The organism is Thioalkalivibrio sp. ALE31, assembly GCF_000377405.1.
GTDB lineage: Bacteria > Pseudomonadota > Gammaproteobacteria > Ectothiorhodospirales > Ectothiorhodospiraceae > Thioalkalivibrio.
This window is the reverse complement of the sequence record NZ_KB905023.1, coordinates 134,307-155,667: the sequence shown is the minus strand read 5'-3', so window position 1 is coordinate 155,667 and position 21,361 is coordinate 134,307. Positions and strand designations below refer to the sequence as shown.

General features: G+C 69.1%; 17 protein-coding genes and 1 pseudogene. 9 read left to right on the top strand and 9 right to left on the bottom strand.

Features of this window, described 5'->3' with window-relative positions; all coding sequences use genetic code 11:
* Positions 1 to 39: 39 nt before the first annotated feature.
* From D103_RS0108620 to D103_RS0108595, 6 genes and pseudogenes are all read right to left on the bottom strand, one after another.
* The gene (locus D103_RS0108620) at positions 40 to 4,560 is read right to left on the bottom strand and encodes a DEAD/DEAH box helicase (RefSeq protein WP_018876509.1); all 4,521 of its coding nucleotides are present in this window, start codon (positions 4,558 to 4,560) and stop codon (positions 40 to 42) included.
* 18 nt (positions 4,561 to 4,578) lie between these two features.
* Positions 4,579 to 4,881 carry a hypothetical protein gene (locus D103_RS0108615; RefSeq protein ID WP_018876508.1) on the bottom strand — a complete coding sequence of 101 codons (303 nt, stop codon included), beginning with the start codon at positions 4,879 to 4,881 and terminating at the stop codon, positions 4,579 to 4,581.
* Between the two features lie 65 nt (positions 4,882 to 4,946).
* Positions 4,947 to 6,152, bottom strand: a complete 1,206-nt coding sequence (locus D103_RS0108610; RefSeq protein WP_018876507.1) for an alkaline phosphatase family protein — start codon at positions 6,150 to 6,152, stop codon at positions 4,947 to 4,949.
* Between the two features lie 10 nt (positions 6,153 to 6,162).
* Positions 6,163 to 6,477, bottom strand: a complete 315-nt coding sequence (locus D103_RS0108605; protein WP_018876506.1) for a BolA family transcriptional regulator — start codon at positions 6,475 to 6,477, stop codon at positions 6,163 to 6,165.
* Between the two features lie 112 nt (positions 6,478 to 6,589).
* Positions 6,590 to 6,888: pseudogene (locus D103_RS13440) on the bottom strand (type II toxin-antitoxin system RelE/ParE family toxin).
* The gene (locus D103_RS0108595) at positions 6,885 to 7,109 is read right to left on the bottom strand and encodes an addiction module protein (RefSeq protein WP_018876504.1); all 225 of its coding nucleotides are present in this window, start codon (positions 7,107 to 7,109) and stop codon (positions 6,885 to 6,887) included. The pseudogene D103_RS13440 and the gene D103_RS0108595 overlap by 4 nt, the downstream one beginning before the upstream one ends.
* A 118-nt stretch (positions 7,110 to 7,227) precedes the next feature.
* On the opposite strand from D103_RS0108595, the gene D103_RS0108590 reads away from it, so the two are divergent.
* The 3 genes from D103_RS0108590 (at position 7,228) to D103_RS0108580 (ending at position 10,641) form a co-directional block, all read left to right on the top strand.
* A complete protein-coding gene (locus D103_RS0108590; protein ID WP_018876503.1) occupies positions 7,228 to 7,896 on the top strand; it encodes a haloacid dehalogenase type II in 669 nt (222 codons plus the stop codon).
* Between the two features lie 98 nt (positions 7,897 to 7,994).
* A complete protein-coding gene (locus D103_RS0108585; protein ID WP_018876502.1) occupies positions 7,995 to 9,164 on the top strand; it encodes a GNAT family N-acetyltransferase/peptidase C39 family protein in 1,170 nt (389 codons plus the stop codon).
* Complete coding sequence (locus D103_RS0108580; RefSeq protein ID WP_018876501.1) at positions 9,157 to 10,641, top strand: RimK family protein; 1,485 nt, start codon at positions 9,157 to 9,159, stop codon at positions 10,639 to 10,641. Before D103_RS0108585 ends, D103_RS0108580 begins: the two co-directional genes overlap by 8 nt.
* Positions 10,642 to 10,792: 151 nt before the next feature.
* On the opposite strand, the gene D103_RS0108575 is transcribed toward D103_RS0108580, so the two are convergent.
* Positions 10,793 to 11,338: a glycine cleavage system protein R gene (locus D103_RS0108575; RefSeq protein ID WP_018876500.1), complete on the bottom strand. Its 546-nt coding sequence runs from the start codon at positions 11,336 to 11,338 to the stop codon at positions 10,793 to 10,795.
* A gap of 329 nt (positions 11,339 to 11,667) precedes the next feature.
* Between D103_RS0108575 and D103_RS0108570 the strand changes: the two genes are divergently transcribed.
* Positions 11,668 to 12,261 (top strand): WYL domain-containing protein, encoded by a 594-nt coding sequence (locus tag D103_RS0108570; protein ID WP_018876499.1) that lies wholly within the window; start codon positions 11,668 to 11,670, stop codon positions 12,259 to 12,261.
* Positions 12,261 to 12,812 (top strand): hypothetical protein, encoded by a 552-nt coding sequence (locus D103_RS0108565; protein ID WP_018876498.1) that lies wholly within the window; start codon positions 12,261 to 12,263, stop codon positions 12,810 to 12,812. Before D103_RS0108570 ends, D103_RS0108565 begins: the two co-directional genes overlap by 1 nt.
* Before the next feature lie 79 nt (positions 12,813 to 12,891).
* Here the strand turns inward: D103_RS0108565 and D103_RS0108560 are convergent, their stop codons facing one another.
* Positions 12,892 to 13,659, bottom strand: coding sequence for an SDR family oxidoreductase (locus D103_RS0108560; protein ID WP_018876497.1), 768 nt, complete (start codon positions 13,657 to 13,659; stop codon positions 12,892 to 12,894).
* Positions 13,652 to 14,473 carry a TatD family hydrolase gene (locus D103_RS0108555; RefSeq protein ID WP_018876496.1) on the bottom strand — a complete coding sequence of 274 codons (822 nt, stop codon included), beginning with the start codon at positions 14,471 to 14,473 and terminating at the stop codon, positions 13,652 to 13,654. Before D103_RS0108555 ends, D103_RS0108560 begins: the two co-directional genes overlap by 8 nt.
* Positions 14,474 to 14,852: 379 nt before the next feature.
* Between D103_RS0108555 and pepN the strand changes: the two genes are divergently transcribed.
* The 4 genes from pepN (at position 14,853) to D103_RS0108535 (ending at position 21,348) form a co-directional block, all read left to right on the top strand.
* Entirely contained in the window at positions 14,853 to 17,489 is a 2,637-nt protein-coding gene (pepN, locus tag D103_RS0108550; RefSeq protein ID WP_018876495.1) for an aminopeptidase N, read from the top strand.
* Positions 17,490 to 17,753: 264 nt separating this feature from the next.
* The gene (locus D103_RS0108545; RefSeq protein ID WP_051074669.1) at positions 17,754 to 18,194 is read left to right on the top strand and encodes a hypothetical protein; all 441 of its coding nucleotides are present in this window, start codon (positions 17,754 to 17,756) and stop codon (positions 18,192 to 18,194) included.
* Between the two features lie 146 nt (positions 18,195 to 18,340).
* Positions 18,341 to 19,915, top strand: coding sequence for a TolC family protein (locus D103_RS0108540; RefSeq protein WP_018876493.1), 1,575 nt, complete (start codon positions 18,341 to 18,343; stop codon positions 19,913 to 19,915).
* On the top strand, positions 19,915 to 21,348 hold the full coding sequence (locus D103_RS0108535) for a multicopper oxidase family protein (RefSeq protein WP_018876492.1): 1,434 nt from the start codon (positions 19,915 to 19,917) through the stop codon (positions 21,346 to 21,348). The genes D103_RS0108540 and D103_RS0108535 overlap by 1 nt, the downstream gene beginning before the upstream one ends.
* Positions 21,349 to 21,361 lie beyond the last annotated feature (13 nt).

The following is a 21,361-nucleotide window of genomic DNA, read 5'->3' as shown; positions in this document are numbered from 1 at the left end:
GGTGAAAAGCCCTTCCTGGCCCTTTCCCTGCAAGTTGGGTTAGCGGCGGCCGGCGGGTGGCTCCAGGCGCAGGCCGCGCACCTCGCCCAGTGCGCCGCCGGCGCGCAGGGCGGCGGCGAACGGGGACTGGCGCGCCGGTTCGCCGTTGATGCTCTCGATGGTCACGCCGCGGCGCTTCGGCAGCCAGGCGCTGCTGGCGAGCTGACGAATCGCCTCGGTGACGAGTGCCGCGTGGGCCTCGCCGGTGTCGATGCCGGGGATGGTCTCCCAGACGAACAGTTGGCGGCCGGAGGCGGCCAGGTACAGCAGCGGCTGGCCGCCGGCTAGCGCGACCAGTGCCCCGGCGACGCGGCGCAGGCGGCCCTCGGCCGCTTCCGGCGGCTGCGGCCAGGGCAGGAGCTGGCCCCAGGGGCTGGCCGGGTCGACGCTTGCCAGCCACTGCGGTTCGGGGGTGTCGTCGGCCGCGCGTTCCAGGGCGCGCAGGCGGTCCACTGCGCCGGCGCGGGCGAACTGCGCGCCGGTCAGGCCCTCGACGAAGTGCCCACGGCGCAGCTTGCCGGCGTCCTCCATCGCGCGGTAGACGGGATACACGCGCCCGAAGCCGCCCGGCAGGCCCTCGGCGCGGGCCATTTCGCGGCTGACCACGCCGTAGCGTGCCAGCAGGTTCTCGGCCTGTTCGGGGGCGCGCTCCGTCAGCGACACGCCGGGATCGATCAGGTCGGCCACCCGCGACCAGCGCCCGCCGGCCAGGCCCTGGCCCGAGCGCCGGCGGCCGGGCGCCGACGTCTTGCGCTGGCCCAGACTGCGCAGCGGGGCAAAGGTGTCATTGGTGATCTGCCCGGCCCAGACCAGGTCCCAGATCGCGGCCTCGATCGCGTCCTGGCGGGCGTCCGGCTGTGCGTTGCGGGCCGCGCGTTCCAGCTCCAGGTAGAAGCAGGCGCCGCGCCGGTCCAGGGTCTCCAGGATCGCCTGCGCCAGCGGGTCGTCGTGGGCCTCGGCATCCGCGGCATCGGCCTCCGGTTCCAGCAGCACCATCGCCTGTTCGCGGCGCAGGAAGCGGATGCGCCCGTCGCGCTGGCCCAGCGCGCCGCTGCCCACCCAGACGAATTCGCCGGAGGCGGTGATGCGGTCCAGCGCGTCCAGCGAGAAGTCGCGCACCCGCATCGGCAGTACGTGGGCGGTCCAGGCGGACCAGGGCAGGGCGATGCCCTCCAGTTGCGTCAGCGTGTCGCGCAGGGCGCCGGCCCCGCGGCCGGGCTCGGTCAGGCCTTGCCAGGCGGGCAGGAAGCGGCCCAGCGCACGGGCATCGACCGCGGCCGCCTCGTCGCGCAGCCGCGCCAGGGTGCGGCGTTTCAGTCGCCGCAGGATGTCCAGTTCGCACCAGTCCTCGCCGGTGCCCTGCGGGCGGATCTCGCCGCGCAGCAGCACGCCGGCGCGCTCCAGGCTCTCGAGCGCCGGCAGCAGAGTGCCCGGCGCGAGGCCGTAACGTGCGCCTAGGTCCTCGTTGCGGAACGGTCCGTGGGTGCGGGCGTAGCGGCGCAGCAGCTGTTCCAGCGGGCGCTGCGGCGGTTCCAGGAAGCCGGCGGGCAGGCCGGGCGGAGGCACCACGCCGAGGGCATCGCGGTACAGTGCGGCGTCCTCGGCGGCGATCCAGCGCGGCTCGCCGGCGATGCGCACCTCCACCGCGCGCAGGGAGCGGGCGAGCTGTTCCAGCCACGGTCCCGGCGCCTCGGTGCAGGCGGCTGCGACCTCGTCCCGCGTCAGGTCCCCGCGCCGGCGCAGCAGGTCGTGCAGGGCGTCGGCGTCGGGCACCCGGGTCGCCTCGGTGGCATGCGCCAGCTCGGCCTCCAGCTCGGCCAGGGCCTCGGGGTCGATCAGCTCGCGCAGCTCGGCCTGGCCCAGCAGTTCGGCCAGCATGCCGCGGTCGAGCGTCAGCGCCTGGGCCTTGCGCTCGGCCATCGGCGCGTCCTGCTCGTAGATGTAGGCCGCGACATAGGCGAACACCAGGCTGCGGGCGAACGGCGAGGCCTGCGGTGTCTCCACCTCGTGCACGCGGATGCGGCGTTCCTGCACGCCGCGCAGGATCTGGCGCAGGGCGTCCAGATCGAACACGTCGGCCAGCACCTGGCGGTAGGTCTCCAGCACCACCGGGAAGCTCGCGTACTCGCGCACCGAGGCCAGCAGCTGCTGCGATTTCAGCCGCTGTGCCCACAGCGGGGTGCGCTGGCCGGGGCGGTTGCGCACCAGTAGCAGGGCGCGCGCCGCGTTCTCGCGAAAGGCGCTGGCGAACAGGGTGGAGTGGCCCAGCTCGCGGGTGACCGCCTCCTCCAGCTCCTCCGGGTCGGGGAACAAGGCGTCCAGCTCGGGCAGGTCCTCGCTGTCGGCCAGGCGCAGCACGATGCCGTCGTCGGTGTACATCACCTGCACCTCGAAGCCGGAGCGGCTGGTCAGCGCGCCCTGCAGGGCCAGCGCCCAGGGGGCGTGTACGCGCGCGCCGAACGGGGTCAGGATGCAGACGCGCCAGTCGCCGACCTCGTCGCGGAAGCGTTCGACCACGATGCGCTGGTCCGAGGGCAGCTGCCCGGTGGCCTCGCGCTGCTCGTCGATGTAGTCGCAGAGGGTCTCCACCGCCGCCTCCGACAGTGGCGCGTGTTCCCTGAGCCAGGCCGTGCGCTCGGCGCGGCCCATGCGTGCCAGCCGCTCGGTGGCGGCGCCGATGGCCTGGCCGAGCTGGATCGGGCGGCCGGGGCCATCGCCATGCCAGAACGGCAGCTTGCCGACCTCGCCGGGGGCGGGGGAGACGAGCACGCGGTCGCGGGTGATCGCCTCCACATGCCAGGTGCTGGCGCCCAGGGTCACGTTCTCGCCGGTCTTCAGCTCGAACACCATCTCCTCGTCCAGTTCGCCGATGCGCGGCCCGCCCTCGCCGACATGCACGCCGTACAGCCCGCGGTCGGGGATGGTCCCGGCGTTCAGGCGCGCGGCCAGTGCCGCCCCCCGGCGCGGGGTCAGTTCGTCGCGGGCGCGGTCCCAGGCGAGCCAGGGGCGCAGGTCGGCGAAGTCGGTGCTGGGGTAATGGCCGGAGAGCATGTCCAGCGTGGCCTCGAGCAGCGCCCGCGACAGCTCGCGCCAGGGCGCGGCGCGGCGGACCAGAGCGTGCAGCTCGTCCACCGTGCGCGGGCGTTCGCAGACCATCGCGACGAGCTGCTGGGCCAGCACGTCCAGCGGGTTGTGCGGGGCATGGATCGGTTCCAGCGCGCCGGCCTGCATGCGCTCGCCGATCACCGCGCATTCGAGCAGGTCGCCGCGAAAGCGTGGCAGCAGCAGCGAGCGCGAGACCTGGCCCACCCCGTGCCCGGCACGCCCGGCGCGCTGCAGGCCACGCGCGACCGCACCGGGGGATTCGACCATGATCACCAGATCCACCGCGCCCATGTCGATGCCCAGCTCCAGCGAGCTGGTCGCGACGATGCCGCGCAGGCGCCCGGTCTTCAGCCGGCCCTCGATCTCGGCGCGGCGCTCGTGGGAGACGCTGCCGTGGTGGGCGGCGACCAGGTCCTCCACCGGTTCGGCATCCTCCGGCTGCTGCTCCCGCCAGGCCTCGTTGATGCGCTGGACCAGTCGCTCGCACAGCCCGCGGCTGTTCACAAACACGATGGTGGAGCGGTGCTCGAGGATCGCGGCCAGCAGGCGCGGCTCCAGGCGTGCGGCGCGGTCGCCGCCAGCGGTGGGGAGCTGCCCGGTGCCCTGGCTGTACACCGCGCCGAGGATGGAGCCGGACGGGATGGGGCTTTGCGCCTCCGTGGCCTCGACGGTGGCGGGTGCGTGCTCGGCGGGCGGCTCCTCGGGGGCGAGGATCTCCAGGTCCAGACGCGGGGGCTCGGCGGCGTCGATCACCTCCACCTCGCGGTCACCGCCGAGGAAGCCGCGCGCGACCTCCACCGGGTGCACGGTGGCGGACAGCCCGATGCGCTGCGGGTCCTCGCCGCAGCGCTCGGCCAGGCGTTCCAGCGACAGGGCGAGATGCGCGCCGCGCTTGTTGCCGGCCAGCGCATGTACCTCGTCGATGATCACAGTGTGGATGGACTCGAGGTTCTCGGCGGCCTTCGAGCCCAGCAGCAGGTACAGCGACTCGGGGGTGGTCACCAGGATGTCGCCGGGTTCGCGCGCCTGGGCGCGGCGCTCGGCCTGCGGGGTGTCGCCGGTGCGGATGTGTACCACCGGCTCGCGCGGGGCATCATCACCCAAGCGCGTGGCGGTCTGCGCGATCCCGGTCAGCGGGGCGCGCAGGTTGCGTTCGATGTCGGTGGCCAGCGCCTTCAGCGGCGAGATGTACAGCACCGAGTAGCCGCGCCGGGCATCCGGGGCGGGCTCGCCGGTCAGGCGATCAATGGCGCTGAGGAAGGCGGCGAGGGTCTTGCCGCTGCCGGTGGGGGCGATCAGCAGGCAGTGGCGGCCGGCCCGGATCGCGGGCCAGCCGCGCGACTGGATCGCGGTCGCCTGCCCGAAGGCCTCGCCGAACCAGGTATCGGTCGCGGGGCGAAAGGGCGTGACCGGCATCGGCTCGGGCGTAGCGGGTCAGGCGTGGCCGACGGTGGTGTCGGTGGTGGCGTGGAAGTAGTCGCTGTCGCGCGCCAGCTCGTCGATCAGCTCGTGCAGCATGGCCAGACGGCTCTCGGCGTCCGCGAACGGGGCGCAGTCCTCGCACAACGGATCGCCGCAGGGCTGGCGGCTGTACAGCCAGAAGTGCACGGCACCGGCCAGCAGGCCGTCGGCGACGTCGCCGATTTCAGCGGCCTGGCCGTCATCGGCAAGCCGGTTCGCCAGCTCGATCAGGTGCTGGGCGGCATTGTTGTAGGTCTGGTCGGCGGTGTCGTTCATGGGATCTCGGGACAGTCTTGTTTCAGCCAGCGCCAGCCCGTTTGACCGGCACAGAACCCGGCAGTTTACCGCGACTGGCCGATATTCCGAAGAAACAGGGGAATATGCCGCTCCTCCGGCGACAGGCCGCCATGGGCACCGACGAAGAATGGCCCCTCGTCGTCGGCCGGCGGGTCCACCAGGTAGGCGTCCTCCGCGGGCAGAAGCAGGTAGTCGCCGGCGCGCGCCCGCAGCTCGGGGTGCTCACGGTCATGCCCCGGGGGCAGGCCCAGGGTGCCGGGCCCCAGCCAGTCCGCGGCGGGGACTGCGGCTACGTCCGCGCCGAAGGCGGCGTCCAGGGCCGTCAGGAAGTCCGTGTCGCGTCCTTCGCGTACATGGGCGATGGCGGCACGCGGCTCGCCGGTCAGGCGGTGGCACAGGCAGGCCTGCACCGCCGGGTGCTCGCGCAGGTCCAGCCGGCGCTCCATGGTACGCATGCCGTGGTCGGCGGTGGTCAGGAACACGCTTTCCGGGCGCTGGATCTGCGCGCAGGTCGCGGTGTAGGCCAGGTCCAGCTGCTTCAGGTGGCGCTCCACCTCCGGGCTCTCCGGGCCGTAGGCGTGGCCCAGGTGGTCGAGCTCCGACCAGTAGACGTAGGTGAAATGCGGCCCCGGTGTCGCGTTCACATGCGCGGCCACCCGTGCCGGCAGCTCGGACAGGTCCTCGAAGCCGATGAACGCGGCGGAGCCGTTCATCATGCGGTTGTAGGGTGTGCCGCCGATCCAGTCCGGGCCGATCATGGTGGTGTGGCAGCCGAGCCGGTCGACCAGGCGGTCCGGCTGTACGCGGCCGGTCAGCTCGCGGTAGCCGAGCGTGGCCGGACGATCCTCGGCGTCGCGCTCCTGACCCATCAGCACCGTCAGCGTGCGCTCGGCGGACGGCAGGCGGGTGTGCCAGCCGAGCAGGCCATGCTGCGCGGGTGTGCGCCCGGTCAGGATGCTGCTGATCGCGGTCGCCGTGGTGCTGGGGAACACGGTCTCGAGGTCGCTTACGTAGTCCGCGCCCAGCAGCGGTGTGTGGCGGCGATAGCGGGTGGCGAAGCCGTCGATCAGCCACAGCACGATGTGGCGGTCCGGCCCCAGGTGCTCGGATACGCCCGACAGCGGCGGGTGGCTGGCCGCCGGGTTCAGGCTGGCCTCGATCTGGCCGAGCAGGTCCATCAGCCCGGGTGCTTTCAGCCGGGCGCGCAGGATGTGGTCGACGGCCGATTCGGCCGCAGGGGCGTCCGTCATTGGCAAGACTTCAGTCTTTGCCTCCACCCATGCAGGGCGGGGAATCGGCGACCTGGCCGGCACGCTCGAACCACTGGTCCGGGTCCAGCGTGTGCAGCGCCAGGGCATGGATGCCCCCGGCCAGCTCGTCGGCCAGGGCCTGATTCACCAGCCGGTGCCGCGCGATCAGCTTCTGATCACGAAAGGCCTCGGACACCACCGTCACTTTGAAATGCGACTCCGAACCCGGCGGCACGTTGTGCATGTGGCTCTCGTTCACCACCTCCAGATGCTCGGGCGCAAAGCGCTCCTCCAGCTTCCGGGTAATGGTCTCCTGCATGCTCATCGACGACTCCAGTGCTTCGATTGACGGGACATCGCACTCAGTGTGCCGTGTCGTACCCGCATGTCCAGATCCTTGGCCAGCCGCATGGCTGCCGCTGTCTGGGGGGCAGTCATCAGCCTTCCCGTGTGCGTTCCTTCCAGTAATCCGGGTGGCGGTGCAGGTGCATGACCGCGAGAATCAGGATGCCCCGTCCTCTTCTGCGTAGAGAACCCCATACGGAAACCGCTTCACGAATGAGCGCCGCACTTCGCCCTCCAGAACGGTCCAGGCACGCGGGTAGGCGATGGCGCGTTGCACAGCTGCAAACACTTCAACTGCAAAATCGTTCCCGAGGCCGGGCTCGATTTCTTCGTAGTACTGAACGGCCTCGGTGAGTTCTTGCTCTGCTTCCGGGTGAAAGCGAAAACTCATCGTTCAAACCGGCTCCATATCCTCTCGAAGACCTGTTCGCCCGGAATCGCTTCGACTGTGCCCGAGCGGATCTCTTTCAGGCGCTTTCGCGAGACCTCCGCCCATTTGCGGTCCACGCCCGCATCGGGCGGGTTCAGGCTGCGCAGAAGGGAATCGACCACCAGAGCGCGCTCTTCCACGGGCAGGGACTCGGCTTCGTCAATAAGGTCTTTGATCTTCATGTCACCATCTTCCTGGTATCGCTGGGGGGCGATGACCGGCGCAAGCGGAATTCTCATACTGGCATCTTGCGGCCGGTAGTGCGAGATGGCGGTTTGGTGGTTACATCCGGGAGGGGCTATGCGGCAGACGCTGGCGTTTGATGTGTACGGGACGCTGATCGATACCCAGGGGGTTACGGCGACGCTCGAAGGGTGGATGGGCGAGCGGGCACCGGTACTGGCACGTGCCTGGCGCGAGAAGCAGTTGGAGTACACCTTCCGGCGCGGGCTGATGGGGGCGTACGCGGATTTCGATACCTGCACCGAGCAGGCGCTGCGGTTCTGCTGCGAGGTACTGGGTATCGCGCTCGAAGCGGAGCAGGAGGCGGAGCTGTTGCGGTGCTACCGAGAGCTCCCGGCCTTCGCCGATGCGGGGTCGGCCCTGGACGAGTTGCGGGCGGAGGGACACCGTCTGTTCGCGTTCTCCAACGGGACGGCTGAGACGGTCAGCGGGCTGTTGCGGAACGCCGGCCTGGAGGATCGCTTCGAGGATCTCGTCAGCGTGGACGAGATCGGCTGCTTCAAGCCGGACCCGCGCGTGTACCGGCATTTCCTGCAGAGGGCGAATGTGCTGCCCCAGCAGGCATGGCTGGTTTCAGGCAACCCCTTCGACGTGATCGGTGCGCAGGCTGCGGCCATGCGTACGGTCTGGCTCGACCGGGCGCGGCAGCGGCTGTTCGACCCCTGGGGTGGGGAGCCCACGGCCACCATCGGCAGCCTGGACGAACTGTCCGGGGCACTGCGTTAGCCGGGGTCTTGCCGTCGGCAAATATTCCTGCTGGAGCGGGCTATTGGCGCCCGGTGGTTGCGCTACGATGGAGATCGGGCCGCCGCCGGGAGAGGAGCGTGAGCCAGCAGGTCAAGCAACGGGTTGCGCCCGCCGCAGAATCGGCCTTGATCCGTCCGGCCACGCTGGAGGATCTGGAGGCGCTAGTCGCGCTGGAAGATGCGGCGTTCGAGATCGATCGCATCTCGCGGCGGCAGTTTCGCTACCTGCTCACGCGTGGGCATGCGGTCACGCTGGTGGCGGAGGGTCCCGGTGGGGAGGGCTTGCTCGGCTACGTGATGCTGCTGTTCAGCCGCGGGACGTCGCTGGCGCGGCTGTACTCGATTGCGGTCAGCGCGCGGGCGCGCGGCCAGGGGCTGGGCCGGCGCCTGGTGGAGGCGGCGGAAGACGCGGCGCGCCAGCACGGGCGGACCGATCTGCGTCTGGAGGTGCGGCGCGACAATGCGGCCAGCCTGGCCCTGTTCCGCGGGCTCGGGTATCGCGACCTCGGCACCATCGACGACTACTACGAGGACCACATGGATGCGCTGCGGCTGCAGAAGTCGCTGGCGACCGGCCCCGATCCGGCGCTGGTACGCGCCCCGTACTACGCGCAGACGCTGGAGTTCACCTGTGGCCCGGCTGCGCTGATGATGGCGATGCGCGCGGTGGACCCGGCGCTGAAGCTGGACCGGCGCCTGGAGCTGCGCCTGTGGCGCGACGCCACCACGATTTTTATGACCTCGGGCCACGGCGGCTGCGGGCCGTACGGGCTCGCGCTGGCGGCCGCCCATCGTGGGTTCGAGGTGCAACTGCTGGTGCGCGATCGCGGCGTGGCCTTCGCGGATTCCGTGCGCAGCGCGGAGAAGAAGGAGGTGATGCAGCTGGTGCAGGAGGACATGGTCGAGGAGCTGGAACAGCTCGGGGTGCCGGTGGTGCACGGCCCGGTGAACGTGTCCCAGCTGGAGGCGCGCTTTGGCGAGGGCGGGGTGCCGGTGGTTCTGATCAGCAGCGTGCGGCTGTATGCCGAGCGCTTCCCGCACTGGGTCACGGTGACGGGTTTCGACGAGCGCTTTGTCTACGTGCATGACCCGTTCGTGGACGTGGAGCAAGGGGAGCGCGCGGTGGACTCGGTGAACATGCCGATCGCGCGTGCGGACTTCGAGCGCATGGCGCGCTACGGCCGCGCGGGCCTGCAGGCAGCGGTGATCGTCGGCCCGCGCCGGGCGGCGGAGGGCGCGCATGCCTGAGCACCGCATCCTGGTCGAGCGCCGGGCGGACTGGAAGCCGCACTTCCCCGACCTTCCGGTCATGGCCATCGACGACTACCTGCGCGGCCCGGCCGCCGACGACCCGGCCACCCTGCGTGTGATCAACCTGTGCCGCAGCCAGCGTTACCTGTCCGCCGGGTACTACGGCTCGCTGCTGGCGGAGGCGCGCGGGCACCGGGTGATCCCCAGCGTGCGTACCTTGCAGGACCTGTCGCGCAAGTCCATTTACAGTCTGGATACCGAGGAGCTGGACGAGCGCGTGGCGCGCGTTCTGGGCCGCAGCCGCCAGGGCGTGCAGCCCGAGCGGCTGGAGCTGACCGTGCTGTTCGGCCAGTGCGACGAGCCGGCGCTGCAGGAGATCGCCGCGCAGCTGTTCGCCCTGTTCCCCGCGCCGATGTTCCGGGTGGAGTTCCGGCTTCAGGGACGCTGGCAGATCCACGCCCTTCGCTCGTTCGCGCTGAACGCGCTGGAACCCGAGCAGGAGCCGGCCTTCTTCGCCGCGCTGGAGCGCTACCTCTCCAAACCCTGGCGCCGCCGCCGCGGGGCACGCAGCGCGCGCTACGAGCTGGCCATCCTGCACAACCCGGACGAGGCGATGGCCCCGTCCACGCCGGCCACGCTCAAGCGCTTCGCCCGCGCCGGGCAGGAACAGGGGATGGATGTCGAGCTGATCCAGGCGCGCGATCTGCCACGACTGGCGGAGTTCGACGCCCTGTTCATCCGCGAGACCACCGCCATCGACCACTACACCTATCGCTTCGCGCGCAAGGCCGAGGCCGAGGGCATGGTGGTAATCGACGATGCCGACTCCATCCTGCGCTGCACCAACAAGGTCTATCTGGCCGAGCGCCTGGCCGCCCATCGCGTGCCGACGCCAAAGACCGTGATCCTCAACCGCGAGACCATCCTGCGCGCGGAGGAACAGATCGGCTATCCCGTGGTGCTCAAGATCCCGGACGGCAGCTTCTCGCGCGGCGTATTCAAGGCGAACGACCGCGCCGAGCTGGAATCCATCGCCCGGCGGCTGCTGAAGGAGAGCGATCTGATCCTCGCCCAGGAGTTCGTCTACACCGAGTTCGACTGGCGCATCGGCGTGCTCAACCGCCAGCCGCTGTACGCCTCGCAGTACCTGATGTCGCGCAAGCACTGGCAGATCGTCAACCACGACGCCAAGGGCGGCCCGCGCGAGGGCGGCTTCCGCACACTGGCACTGGCGGACGTGCCCGCCGCCGTGGTCAAGACGGCCGTCAAGGCCGCCAACCTGATCGGCAATGGCCTCTACGGCGTCGATCTCAAGCAGACCCCGCGCGGCGTGATGGTCATCGAGGTCAACGACAACCCCAACCTCGACGCCGGCATCGAGGACAAGGTCCTCGGCGAAACCCTCTACACCACCCTGATGCAGGACTTCGTCCGCCGCCTCGACGCCGCCCGCCGCCACCGCGCAGCACCCTGATTGGAACGGGGTCTGCCCGTCGCCACGTCGCAGGATGCGATGAGCGAAGCGAATCGCATCGGGGCTCGGACCGCGCAGGGAGTGGTGCGTTTCGCTGCGCTCAACGGCACCCTGCGATTGCAGGATGTTGCCTACCTGCGTCGGGAGACGGTCAGGCCACGGCCTCGGGTGGTTCCTGCAGCGGGTCGTGGAGTTCGAGGTCGACCATCAACTCGTTGGCCAGGGCCTCCAGGTCGTCCTGCAGCGTGTGCAGGTCCAGGCCTTCCGGCACGCCCAGGCGGGCCTTCGCGCGGAACATCGGCTCGCCGGTCATCGAGCCCGGCTCGCAGGCCGTCTCCAGCGTCTCGACACTCACGCCGTGGCGCGAGAGTACGGCGGTGATGTCCTGCACGATCCCCGGTCGGTCGTGCCCGATCAGGTCCAGCACCACCGGATGCCGCGCCGCCGGGGGCAGCTCGCTGCCGCGCTGGATATGCACCTGCAGCGAGTCGCCTGCCAGCCCGCGCAGCGCGGCCTCCAGCGCGTCGGCATTCTCGGTATCCACCTCCAGCAGTACCACTCCGGCAAACTGTCCGGCCAGTTGCGTCATCCGGCTTTCCAGCCAGTTGCCGCCCGCCGACCGAGCCCGCGCCGCCACCGCGCTCACCAGCCCCGGCCGGTCCGGCCCGATCACGGTCAGAATCACCGAAGTCTTCATACGCACAATCCCCGCACCCTTCGCCAACAGACCCAATATCCTGCGCCCGCAGGTCATCGGAGGCAACGCGCCAACGGGTACCTACGTGTCGAACGAATGATTCCCAAGAGCTCGACTTATGGGTTGCCCAAGTACGGCCGGTGGCGTTCGTGCACTTGGACTGCTAAAAGCATGATCGATCCATGGTTGTGTTTTCTAGTCTGAGGCCCTTTTCTGGAGGCAAAAGGCGAGGTCTGACCCTCTAAGGCCATGCAAAACCTGAAGGTGGACCCCGGCGGACATCCGGGCCATGCTCAGCTTTAGAGCCGAACTTTCGTGCGGAGGCAAAAGTGGAATTGTGGGTGGGGGATCACCGCTTGCGCTTCATGTACCAGGACGCGCGGGGTGCAATCACCGAGCGGGACCTAGTGGCGAAAAGGCTGTTCGTGAAAGACGCGGTGTTGTACGTAGAGGGGTGGTCGATTCTGCGTAATCAGCATCGACGCTTTCGGGGATCGAACATCCGCTCGGACGTGGTGAGCGTGAAAACGGGGGAGCTGTGGCCGCGCGACCAGATTCTGGGGCTCGATAGCATTGACAGGGAGTGGCTCAAATCTCCGGATGAATCGAGCGATCCGGAGCTGCACCCTCTTGATCGCATGCGGCCGGAAGTGGCGATTGATGAAGCCGGCCTGGTGATTGGGTCTCGTCTGACCCGAACGCCCTGGCATGTGATTCCGCAAGGGAATTGCGTGGGGCTGCATGAGCCGAAGAAGAACGGTGCTCCAAGGAAGAACCCGGTCTACCTCCTCTATGTTGATCCACCCCGCCCGAAGCGGTGGGCCATTGCCGGCCCCAATCTCTCGAAGCGTTTTGTGCGGCCATCAGCGGCCGTTGAAGCACTTCTCGAACAAATGGAACACCTGATACCGGAAGCGTATTGATGGCAAAGACCCGAGAAATTCAGGATCCGTGGAAATATTTTTCCGACTGGGTCTATCAGATCGGCCGGCACCATTGGGAGAACCTTGGGGTGGTTAGCACATTGCTCGTGCACCGCGAGAAGACGAAAGCACTGCGGGACCGCCTGAAGGCGGAGGGGATGACCGACCCCAAGGAACGGGCAAAGCATGCGGTGCATCGCCGGGCGTATGTCGACCGGGCAGTCGATATCTGGGAGGCGCGCAGCCAGGAGCAGGCCCGACTGCTTTTCGGTTTCCGTGAGGGCTACATCTTTCGAGACGCGACGAGCGACGCGTCGATTCAGGTTCTGGCCGTGCTGGATAACGACCTTGAGGTTGCCGAGCGGGTGATGCCGACCGAGCGACTCGGCCGGGCCTACCGGCTAACTGACGTGGACTTTGCGGAGCACCTGCGCTGGGGGGCTTCGCTCGAACGTTTCGAGGTACCTGCTTCCAGCCTGCGATCCGAGCTGATCCGGGCCGAGGTCTCTCGAGACCAGCGCGAGCTGCATAACGAGGTCGGGTCTCGGTAAGTGGCGGATCTCACCCGACCAACAGAGTGTGTGGAAGGTCGATTGCGGGCTTAGGGCTACTCTTTCCCTCCAAATGGCGTCAGTCGGTGTAGATCATGCGGCGGGTCATGCCGCCGTCGGCGCTCCAGATCTGGCCGGTGATGAAGCCTGCGTCCGGGCCGAGCAGGAAGGTGGTCAGGGCGGCGATGTCGGCGGGCTGGCCGACGCGGCCGGTCGGGTGCTGGGTGTGGTCCTGTGCGGATAGCGGTTCGGCCTGCTGCTGATCAGGGCTGCGGGTGTCGATCCAGCCGGGGCGGATGGCGTTGACGCGGACCTCCGGCCCGGCGCTGATGGCCAGGGCGTGGGTGAAGGCGTCCAGCCCGCCCTTGCTGGCGGCGTAGGCCTCCGTGTCCGGCTCTGACTGCAGGGCGCGGGTGGAGCTGATGTTCACGATGGCGCCCCGACGGCGCCGCAGCAGGGGCAGGGCATGCTTGGCGAGCAGGAAGGCGCCGGTGAGGTTGGTATCCAGCCAGCGCTGCCAGTCGGCCAGCTCCAGCTCATCCAGTGGCCCGGAGTGCGGGTCGCTGATGCCGGCGTTGTTGACCAGGGCATCGAGGCCACCGTGCCATTCCTCCGTGCGCCGGATGGCCTCGCGGACCTGTTCCTCGTCGCGGACATCCAGCGTGATGGCCCGGGCGGCGGGGCCCAGTTGCGCGGCGGCCCGTTCGCCCTCGGGGCCGTCGATATCGGCCAGCACCACCTGCCAGCCATCCCGCACCAGGCGCTCGCCAATGCCGAGGCCGATCCCGCGCGCCGCGCCGGTGACCAGCGCGACCCGTTGCGGTCCGCTGTCCGGGGTATCAGGCACTGGCCGTTGCGGGCAGGTTGTAGAAGGCGCGGGCAGTGGCGGTGGTGTGGGTGGCGAGGTCTTCCGGGGTCTCGTCGCGCAGCTGGGCCACGTATTCGCCGATGTGGGGCAGGAAGGCGGGCTCGTTGCGCCGGCCGTTGCCGATCTTCTTGCCGCTGCCCTTGGGCAGGGTGCGCGGCAGGAGGTAGGGGGCGTCGGTCTCGATCATCAGGCGGCCGCGCGGGATGCGCGGGACCAGCGGGTGCAGATGGGTGCCGCGGCGTTCGTCGCAGACCCAGCCGGTGATGCCGATGTGGCAGTCGAGGTCGAGGTATTCGGCCAGGGCGTCAGCCTCGCCGGTGAAGCAGTGCACCACGGCGGCCGGCAGCTTGTCGCGCCAGCGGCGCAGGATCTGGGCGAAGTCGTGGTGGGCGTCGCGCTCGTGCAGGAACACCGGCAGGCCGAGATCGGCGGCCAGCTCCAGCTGGGCCTCGAAGGCGATGCGCTGCTGCGGGCGCGGCGAGTGGTCGCGGTTGTAGTCCAGCCCCATCTCGCCCATGGCGACGACGTTTTCGTCCGCGCGGGCGAGGTCACTGAACCGGGCGGCGATCGCGTCGGTCCACTGTTTGGCCAGGTGCGGGTGCACCCCCAGGGTGGCGCGGCAGCAGTCCGGGTACTGGTCGGCGATCTCCAGGCACTTTTCGCTCTGGTGGGCGTCGGCGCCGGTGATCAGCATCCAGGACACGCCGGCCTCGCGGGCGCGTTCGAGGACCTCGTCGCGTTCCTTGTTGAAGGATTCGTGGGTGAGGTTGAAGCAGATATCGATCCATTCCATGCGCGGTATGCTAACGGATTGGACGCGCAGCGCCAGATCCCCGGCGCCGTCATTGCGAGGCGCCGAAGGCGGTGAAGCAATCTCCTGCGGCTGGCAGCGCGGTGGATTCGAGGGCTCCGGTGGTTTCGGGCCGGCAGATTGCTTCGTCGCTGCGCTCCTCGCAATGACGGGGGAATAATCGGCGTCATCGCGAGGAGCGTAGCGACGTGGCGATCTGTGGGGGTGGCCCGGGCCGGGACGGAGAAGCGTGGGGGGTGCGGATGGAGGTTGCCACGGCCCCTGCGGGGCCTCGCAATGACGGGGTCCTTGTCCGGGTTTGGGGTGTGGACCGCGTGGGCGTGATACGTGTTGAACGGTTATTGATGATTTGGAGTTTGGAATGCGTGATGCGAGTCCCCAGGCGGTTTATCTGAGCGATTACCAGCCGCCGGCGTTTGTGGTGGAGAGCCTGGAGCTGGACTTTGAGCTGGACGCGGCGACCACCGAGGTGACCACGCGCATGGCGGTGCGCCGCAACCCGCAGGCGGCGGAGCCGAACGGGGCGCTGCGGCTGTACGGCGATGGTGTGGAGCTGGCGTCGCTGACGGTGGATGGCGCGGAGCCGGGCGAGGGCCTGCTGGAGCAGGACGCCGAGGGCCTGCTGCTGCACGGCCTGCCGGAGGCGGCGCGGCTGGAGATCGTCAGCCGCTGCCACCCGGAGCAGAACACCGCGCTGGAGGGCCTGTACGCCTCCAGCGGCATGCTGTGTACCCAGTGCGAGCCGGAGGGCTTTCGCCGCATCACGTTCTTCCCCGATCGTCCGGATGTGCTGACCACCTACCGCGTGCGCCTGGAGTCGGACCGGGCGCAGTACCCGGTGCTGCTGGCCAACGGCAACCGCGTGGAGGCCGGCGAGCTGGACGGCGGGCGCCACTACGCGGTGTGGGAGGATCCGTTCCCCAAGCCGTCGTACCTGTTTGCGCTGGTCGCCGGGGATCTGGCCTGCCAGCGCGACACCTTCACCACCATGTCCGGGCGCGAGGTCGCGCTGGAGCTGTTTGTGGAGGCGCACAACGCCGATCGCTGCGATCACGCGCTGGCCTCGCTGAAGCGCGCGATGCGCTATGACGAGGAGGCCTTCGGCCGCGAATACGACCTGGACGTGTACATGATCGTCGCGGTGGACGACTTCAACATGGGGGCGATGGAGAACAAGGGGCTGAACCTGTTCAACGCCAAGTACGTGCTCGCCAGCCCCGACACCGCCACCGACAGTGACTTTGTCGCCATCGAGTCGGTGATCGCCCACGAGTATTTCCATAACTGGTCGGGCAACCGCGTGACCTGCCGCGACTGGTTCCAGCTGTCACTCAAGGAAGGGCTCACGGTCTTCCGCGACCAGGAATTCACCACCGACTGCACCCTGTTCGGCGTCAAGCGCATCGACGATGTCGCCATGCTGCGCGCCTTCCAGTTCCCGGAGGACGCCGGACCGCTGGCGCACCCGGTGCGCCCGGACCACTACGCCGAGATCAACAACTTCTACACCCTGACCGTCTACGAGAAGGGCGCGGAGCTGATCCGCATGCTGCGCACCCTGATCGGGCGCGAGACCTTCCGTCGCGGGCTGGACCTATACTTCGAGCGCTTCGACGGCCAGGCCGTGACGACGGACGACTTTGTCGCGGTGATGGCCGAGGCCAGCGGGCGCGATCTCGCCCGTTTCAAGCGCTGGTATACCCAGGCCGGCACGCCGCATGTGACCGCAGGCACCGCGTTCGACGGCCCCGGCGGACCGGCCCGTATCACACTCGCGCAGGAGACCCCGCCGACCCCGGGCCAGGCGCACAAGGAGCCGGTGGTGATCCCGGTGCGCATGGCCTTTCTCGATGCCGACGGCCAGCGCATCCGCGCGCGCCGGGACGGCGACGAAGCCGCGCGCGACGAATGGGTGCTGGAGCTGGACGCCGCCGAGCACACCTTCTGCTTCGAGGACCTGTCCGCCGAGGTGGCCGCGATCTCCTGGCTACGCGGCTTCTCCGCCCCGGTGATCCTGAACGCCAACCAGGGCGTGGACGAACTGGCGCACCTGCTGGCGCATGACGATGATGCCTTCGCCCGCTGGGAGGCCGCGCAGACCCTGTTCCGTCGCGCCATCCGTGCGCGCATCGAGCACGACGCCGCCGACTCCGCGCTGGAGGCCGCCATCGAGCACGCCCTGCACGCCCTGATCGAGGATCCGGCGATCGAGCCGGTGCTGCTGGCGACCATCCTGCAGCTGCCGCCCACGCGCGAGCTGGCCGAGTTGTTCGAGCGCGTCGATCCGGTGCGCCTGCGCATGGAGCGCGACGACCTGGAGAAGCGCCTCTATGCCCCGCTGACCGGCGCGATGCAGCAGATCCAGCCGAAGCTGGACGACGTGGACAATGGTGCCTTCACCGCCGAGGCGATGGGCCTGCGCCAGCTGCGCAACCGTCTGCTGGCGCTGCGTGTGGCGGCCCGCGACCAGGCCGCGGTGCCCGAGGCCCTGGCGCAGTACCAGAAGGCGCGCAGCATGACCATGCGCATGGGTGCGCTGAACGCGGTGAACGAACTGGATCACGAGGCCCGCGAGGTGCTGCTGACGGACTTCGAGCAGCGCTACCGCGACGACCCGCTGGTGCTGGACAAGTACTTCGGTCTGCAGGCCGGCAGCCAGGTCCCCGGAGGCTTCGAGCGCCTGGAGGCGCTGCTGGAGCACCCCGGGTTCCGCTGGACCAACCCGAACCGGGTGCGCGCGGTGCTCGGGCCGTTCATGGCCCGCAACGAACGCCACTTCCACCAGGAAGACGGCGAGGGCTATCGCCGCATGGGCGGCTTTGTCGAGAAGCTGGACGCGATGAACCCGCAGACCGCCGCGCGCCTGGCCCAGCCGCTGACGCGCTGGCAAAAGGTGGACAGCGTTCGCGGCGAACAGATGCGGGCGGAACTCGAACGCCTCGCCGCGCTCGAACTGTCGCGCGACCTGCGCGATGTGATCGAGCGCGCGCTGGCGTAGGAGGCCAGTCCCCTGGCCGATGGGGCGCAGGAATGGCCCCGGCCGCCCAGGGCACCAACAGGGCCAGCCCCGGATTTGTAGGAGACGAGCCTCTCGCCGATGGGGCGCTGGTCTGGTCCCAATCGGCCAGAGGGCTGGCCTCCTACAAGGGGTGGCGCCCAAGGGTGTGGGTTGTGGTATGTTGCAGGCCGCTTGCTGGGCCGAGATGGCCCCAAACGAGGTTTGGCCGACGTGAAACGGGTCTTCCATCGACTGCTGTGCTGGATGCTGGTGCTGGCGATTGCCGGCCTGCCGGCGCTTGCGGCGGTTGCGAGCGAGGGAGGCAGTCACGCCGGGCATGCGATGCACGGGGCCCAGTCGCAGGGCGACAAGGCGGCGGATCACGCGGACCATGATCATTCGCATGATCACGCGCACGGCGACCACCATGATCACCATGCGCAGGACGGTCCCGCCGATACTCGGCATGGCGGCGACCACGCCCATGAAGCATCCGATTCCTCTGACGCCAGCGGGGTGATCGTGCACGCGGATTGCCTAGATGGCGCCTGTCTGGCGAGTTGCTCGGCCTGCAGCCACTGCCAGGGCATGCCGTCCATCACCGGCATGCATCTGCTGACCCCGGTCACGCAGGCCATGCGCCTGTATTCCTTCCAGAGCGGCCCGCCCGCGGCCGCGTTATACCGACCCCCGATCCTCTCCTGATCTGACTGTACCGGCCCGAGCGCCGGGGCTGTCCGCACGTCCGGGTTCCACTCGGTGCCGGCGGGCGGCAAGGCCGTGTCGCGCGTTCGCGCGGGATGCGGAATCGAAGTCCGATCAAGGAGATTTTCACGATGCGAGCAACCCGATTGCTGCTCCCCGTCGTATCGGTGCTGTTCCTCGCCGGTTGCGCGGTCACTGCGCCCGAGCTGGACCGCTCCGAACTGGCGGAGGACATCTCGGTGCAGGGGATCGACCTGCCCGAGTCGGAGATGCCCCGCCCCTCCGGCGAGCTGACGCTCGAGGAGGCCATTCATCAGGCCCTGTGGCGCAACCCGCGCATGCAGCAGGCCTACGCCAAGCTGGATCTGACGGCCGCCGACGTGGTCGAGGCCGCCCAGTTTTCCAATCCCACCCTGTCGCTGTCGGTGATGCGCCCCGAGGGCGGTGGCGGCAACGAAGTCGGGGTTGGCCTGGCCTGGGGTATTTCTGGCCTGCTGATGCGCAGCGCCCGCCAGGACATTGCCGAATCCCACTGGGAGTCCACCCGCTTGCAGCTGGCCGAGGGCATGGTAGCCCTGGCCTCGGACACCGAACGTGCCTGGTATGACGCAGTGGCTGCGCGCCAGCGGGCTCAGGTACAGGCGCTGGAGACCCGTGCCGCGGATCTTGGCTCGCTGCTGGGCGAGCGCTTCTATGACGCCGGCAATATCCCCGACCTGAAGCGGGCACAGCTGCGCATCCGTGCGGCCGAGGCCCGGCTGAAGCTCGAGGATGCGCGGCAGCGCGAGCGCGAAACCCGTCTGCGCCTGGCCCACCTGATGGGTCTTCCCGGCCAGGTGGATGGCTGGGAGATCCCCGGCAAGCTGCCGTTGCCGCTGGCCGGTGTGGACGATCGCGATGCCCTGGTCGCGCAGGCCCTGGAGCAGCGTCTGGACCTGCGGGCCCTGGATCATGCCCTGGAGGGGCTCACCGAGGGCGTGGCCCTGGTGCGCCGCTATCGCTGGCTGGGCGACATCGAGCCCGGTATCGAGTTCGAGCGCGAGACGGACGGCACCCGCCTGTGGGGCGGAGGTATCTCCTTCACCCTGCCGATCTTCAACCAGAACCAGGCCGGCATCGCCCGCGCCGAGGCGCGGCTGGAGGACGGCGAGGCCCGCCGGGCCCGGCTGGAGCAGGCGGTCACCGCCGATGTGCACCAGCACTTCGTCCGCCTGGCCCATCACCGCGACAAGTTCGGCACCAAGCGCTACGAACTGCTGCCGGCCCGGGAGATCGAGCTGGAGCGCGTGCAGGAGCGCGTGAACTTCATGTTCGACGATGTCTTCGACCTGCTGGTGACCAAGCAGGAAGAGCTGGCCGACTGGCAGCGCGCGGTGGCCGCACTGGGTGAGTACTGGCGGGCCCGGGTCGACCTGGCCTTCACCGTGGCCGGCGAGCTGCCAGGCGGGGTGCCGGGTGACGAGGGCTATCTTGAAACCGACGCGCTCGAACATGATCCGTCCGCGATGGATCACGGAGACCATGGCGGTCACGGCGACCACGGCGACCACGGCGACCACGGCGACCACGGCGACCACGGGGATCACGGGGATCACGGGGATCACGGGGATCACGGGGATCACGGGGATCACGGGGATCACGGGGATCACGGGGATCACGGAGATCATGACCATGGCGATCACAGTGACCACGGCGACGACGGTCACGGAGGGCATCACTGATGAAACGGCGTAACTTCCTGCTGGCCGCCGGCGCGGCAATGCTGCCGGCAACTACCCTGACCCGGGTAATGGCCGAAACGGGTCACGAGCACCACAACGAGGGCGACGCCACGCCCGGCGAACGCACCGAACAGGGCTACATGCCGGTGCATACGCCGAACGGCTGGACCCTGCCGTACGAAATGAACAACGGCGTGAAGGAGTTCCACCTGGTCGCCGAGGAGATCGAGCACGAGTTCGCGCCCGGCTCGGTGGCCAAGTGCTGGGGCTACAACGGCACCACCCCGGGGCCGACCATCGAGGCGGTGGAGGGCGACAAGGTTCGCATCTACGTGACCAACCGCCTGCCGGAATACACCTCGGTGCACTGGCACGGCATCCATCTGCCTTCGGGCATGGACGGGGTGAAGGGCGTGACCCAGCCGCCGATCCATCCGGGGGAGACCTTCGTCTACGAGTTCGAGCTGAACCAGCACGGTACGCACATGTACCACCCGCACGCCGACGAGATGGTGCAGATGGCGATGGGGATGATGGGGATGTTCATCATCCACCCGAAGGATGGCGAGATCGAGCCGGTGGACCGCGACTACGCGATCCTGCTGCACAACTGGGGGCTGCACCCGGGCACGCGCACGCCGGACCCGTCGATCATGGTGGACTTCGACCTGTGGTCGATGAATTCGAAGGTGTTCCCGGCCATCGACTCGCTGGTGGCGAAAACGGGCGAGCGCGTGCGCATCCGCATGGGCAACCTGTCGATGTGGAACCACCCGATGCACGTGCACGGGGTGTCGTTCGAGGTGACCGGCTCCGATGGCGGGCGCTGGCCGCGCAACCAGTGGCGCAAGGAGACCACGGAGATCGTCGCGGTCGGCCAGACCCGCGATATCGAGTTCGTCGCGCCACCGGGTGACTGGGCATTCCATTGCCACATGTCCCACCACACCATGAACCCGATGGGGCACGGCATCGCCAACACCCTGGGTGTGGACCAGTCCGGCCTCGAGGAGGAGATCCGTACGCTGCTGCCCGGCTATATGGCCATGGGCGAACACGGCATGGCGGATCACCAGGACCATACCGACGGCGGCCACATGCGCGGGCCGGAGAACACCCTGCCGATGGGGATGGGCCAGGGGCCGTTCGGCAACATCGGCATGGGCGGCATGTTCACCCTGATCAAGGTGCGCGACGACCTGGAGCCCGGGGACTTCCGCGATCCCGGCTGGTACTGGCACCCGGACGGGGAGGTGGCCCGCCGCGTGAGCCGCGATCCGGATTTCGGCAATCCGGTGCGCCGCGGCAAGGTCGCGGGTGCGGATTCCGACGGGCTCCCGACCCCCAGCCGCGATGCGCATGGCGGGCACGGAGGCCATGGCGGCCACGGGGGGCATGGAGGACACAACGGCCACGGAGGCCACAACCACTGAGTTTCCACCGGTG

Bases quoted from the DNA above. Each gene is read 5' to 3' on its own strand.
- D103_RS0108565 (WP_018876498.1), top strand. From the start codon at position 12,261: ATGGCAAAGACCCGAGAAATTCAGGATCCGTGGAAATATTTTTCCGAC.
- D103_RS0108620 (WP_018876509.1), bottom strand. From the start codon at position 4,560: ATGCCGGTCACGCCCTTTCGCCCCGCGACCGATACCTGGTTCGGCGAG.
- D103_RS0108605 (WP_018876506.1), bottom strand. From the start codon at position 6,477: ATGAGCATGCAGGAGACCATTACCCGGAAGCTGGAGGAGCGCTTTGCG.
- D103_RS0108575 (WP_018876500.1), bottom strand. From the start codon at position 11,338: ATGAAGACTTCGGTGATTCTGACCGTGATCGGGCCGGACCGGCCGGGG.
- D103_RS0108535 (WP_018876492.1), top strand. From the start codon at position 19,915: ATGAAACGGCGTAACTTCCTGCTGGCCGCCGGCGCGGCAATGCTGCCG.
- D103_RS0108580 (WP_018876501.1), top strand. From the start codon at position 9,157: ATGCCTGAGCACCGCATCCTGGTCGAGCGCCGGGCGGACTGGAAGCCG.
- pepN (WP_018876495.1), top strand. From the start codon at position 14,853: ATGCGTGATGCGAGTCCCCAGGCGGTTTATCTGAGCGATTACCAGCCG.
- D103_RS0108610 (WP_018876507.1), bottom strand. From the start codon at position 6,152: ATGACGGACGCCCCTGCGGCCGAATCGGCCGTCGACCACATCCTGCGC.
- D103_RS0108595 (WP_018876504.1), bottom strand. From the start codon at position 7,109: ATGAAGATCAAAGACCTTATTGACGAAGCCGAGTCCCTGCCCGTGGAA.
- D103_RS0108555 (WP_018876496.1), bottom strand. From the start codon at position 14,473: ATGGAATGGATCGATATCTGCTTCAACCTCACCCACGAATCCTTCAAC.
- D103_RS0108615 (WP_018876508.1), bottom strand. From the start codon at position 4,881: ATGAACGACACCGCCGACCAGACCTACAACAATGCCGCCCAGCACCTG.
- D103_RS0108590 (WP_018876503.1), top strand. From the start codon at position 7,228: ATGCGGCAGACGCTGGCGTTTGATGTGTACGGGACGCTGATCGATACC.
- D103_RS0108545 (WP_051074669.1), top strand. From the start codon at position 17,754: ATGCTGGTGCTGGCGATTGCCGGCCTGCCGGCGCTTGCGGCGGTTGCG.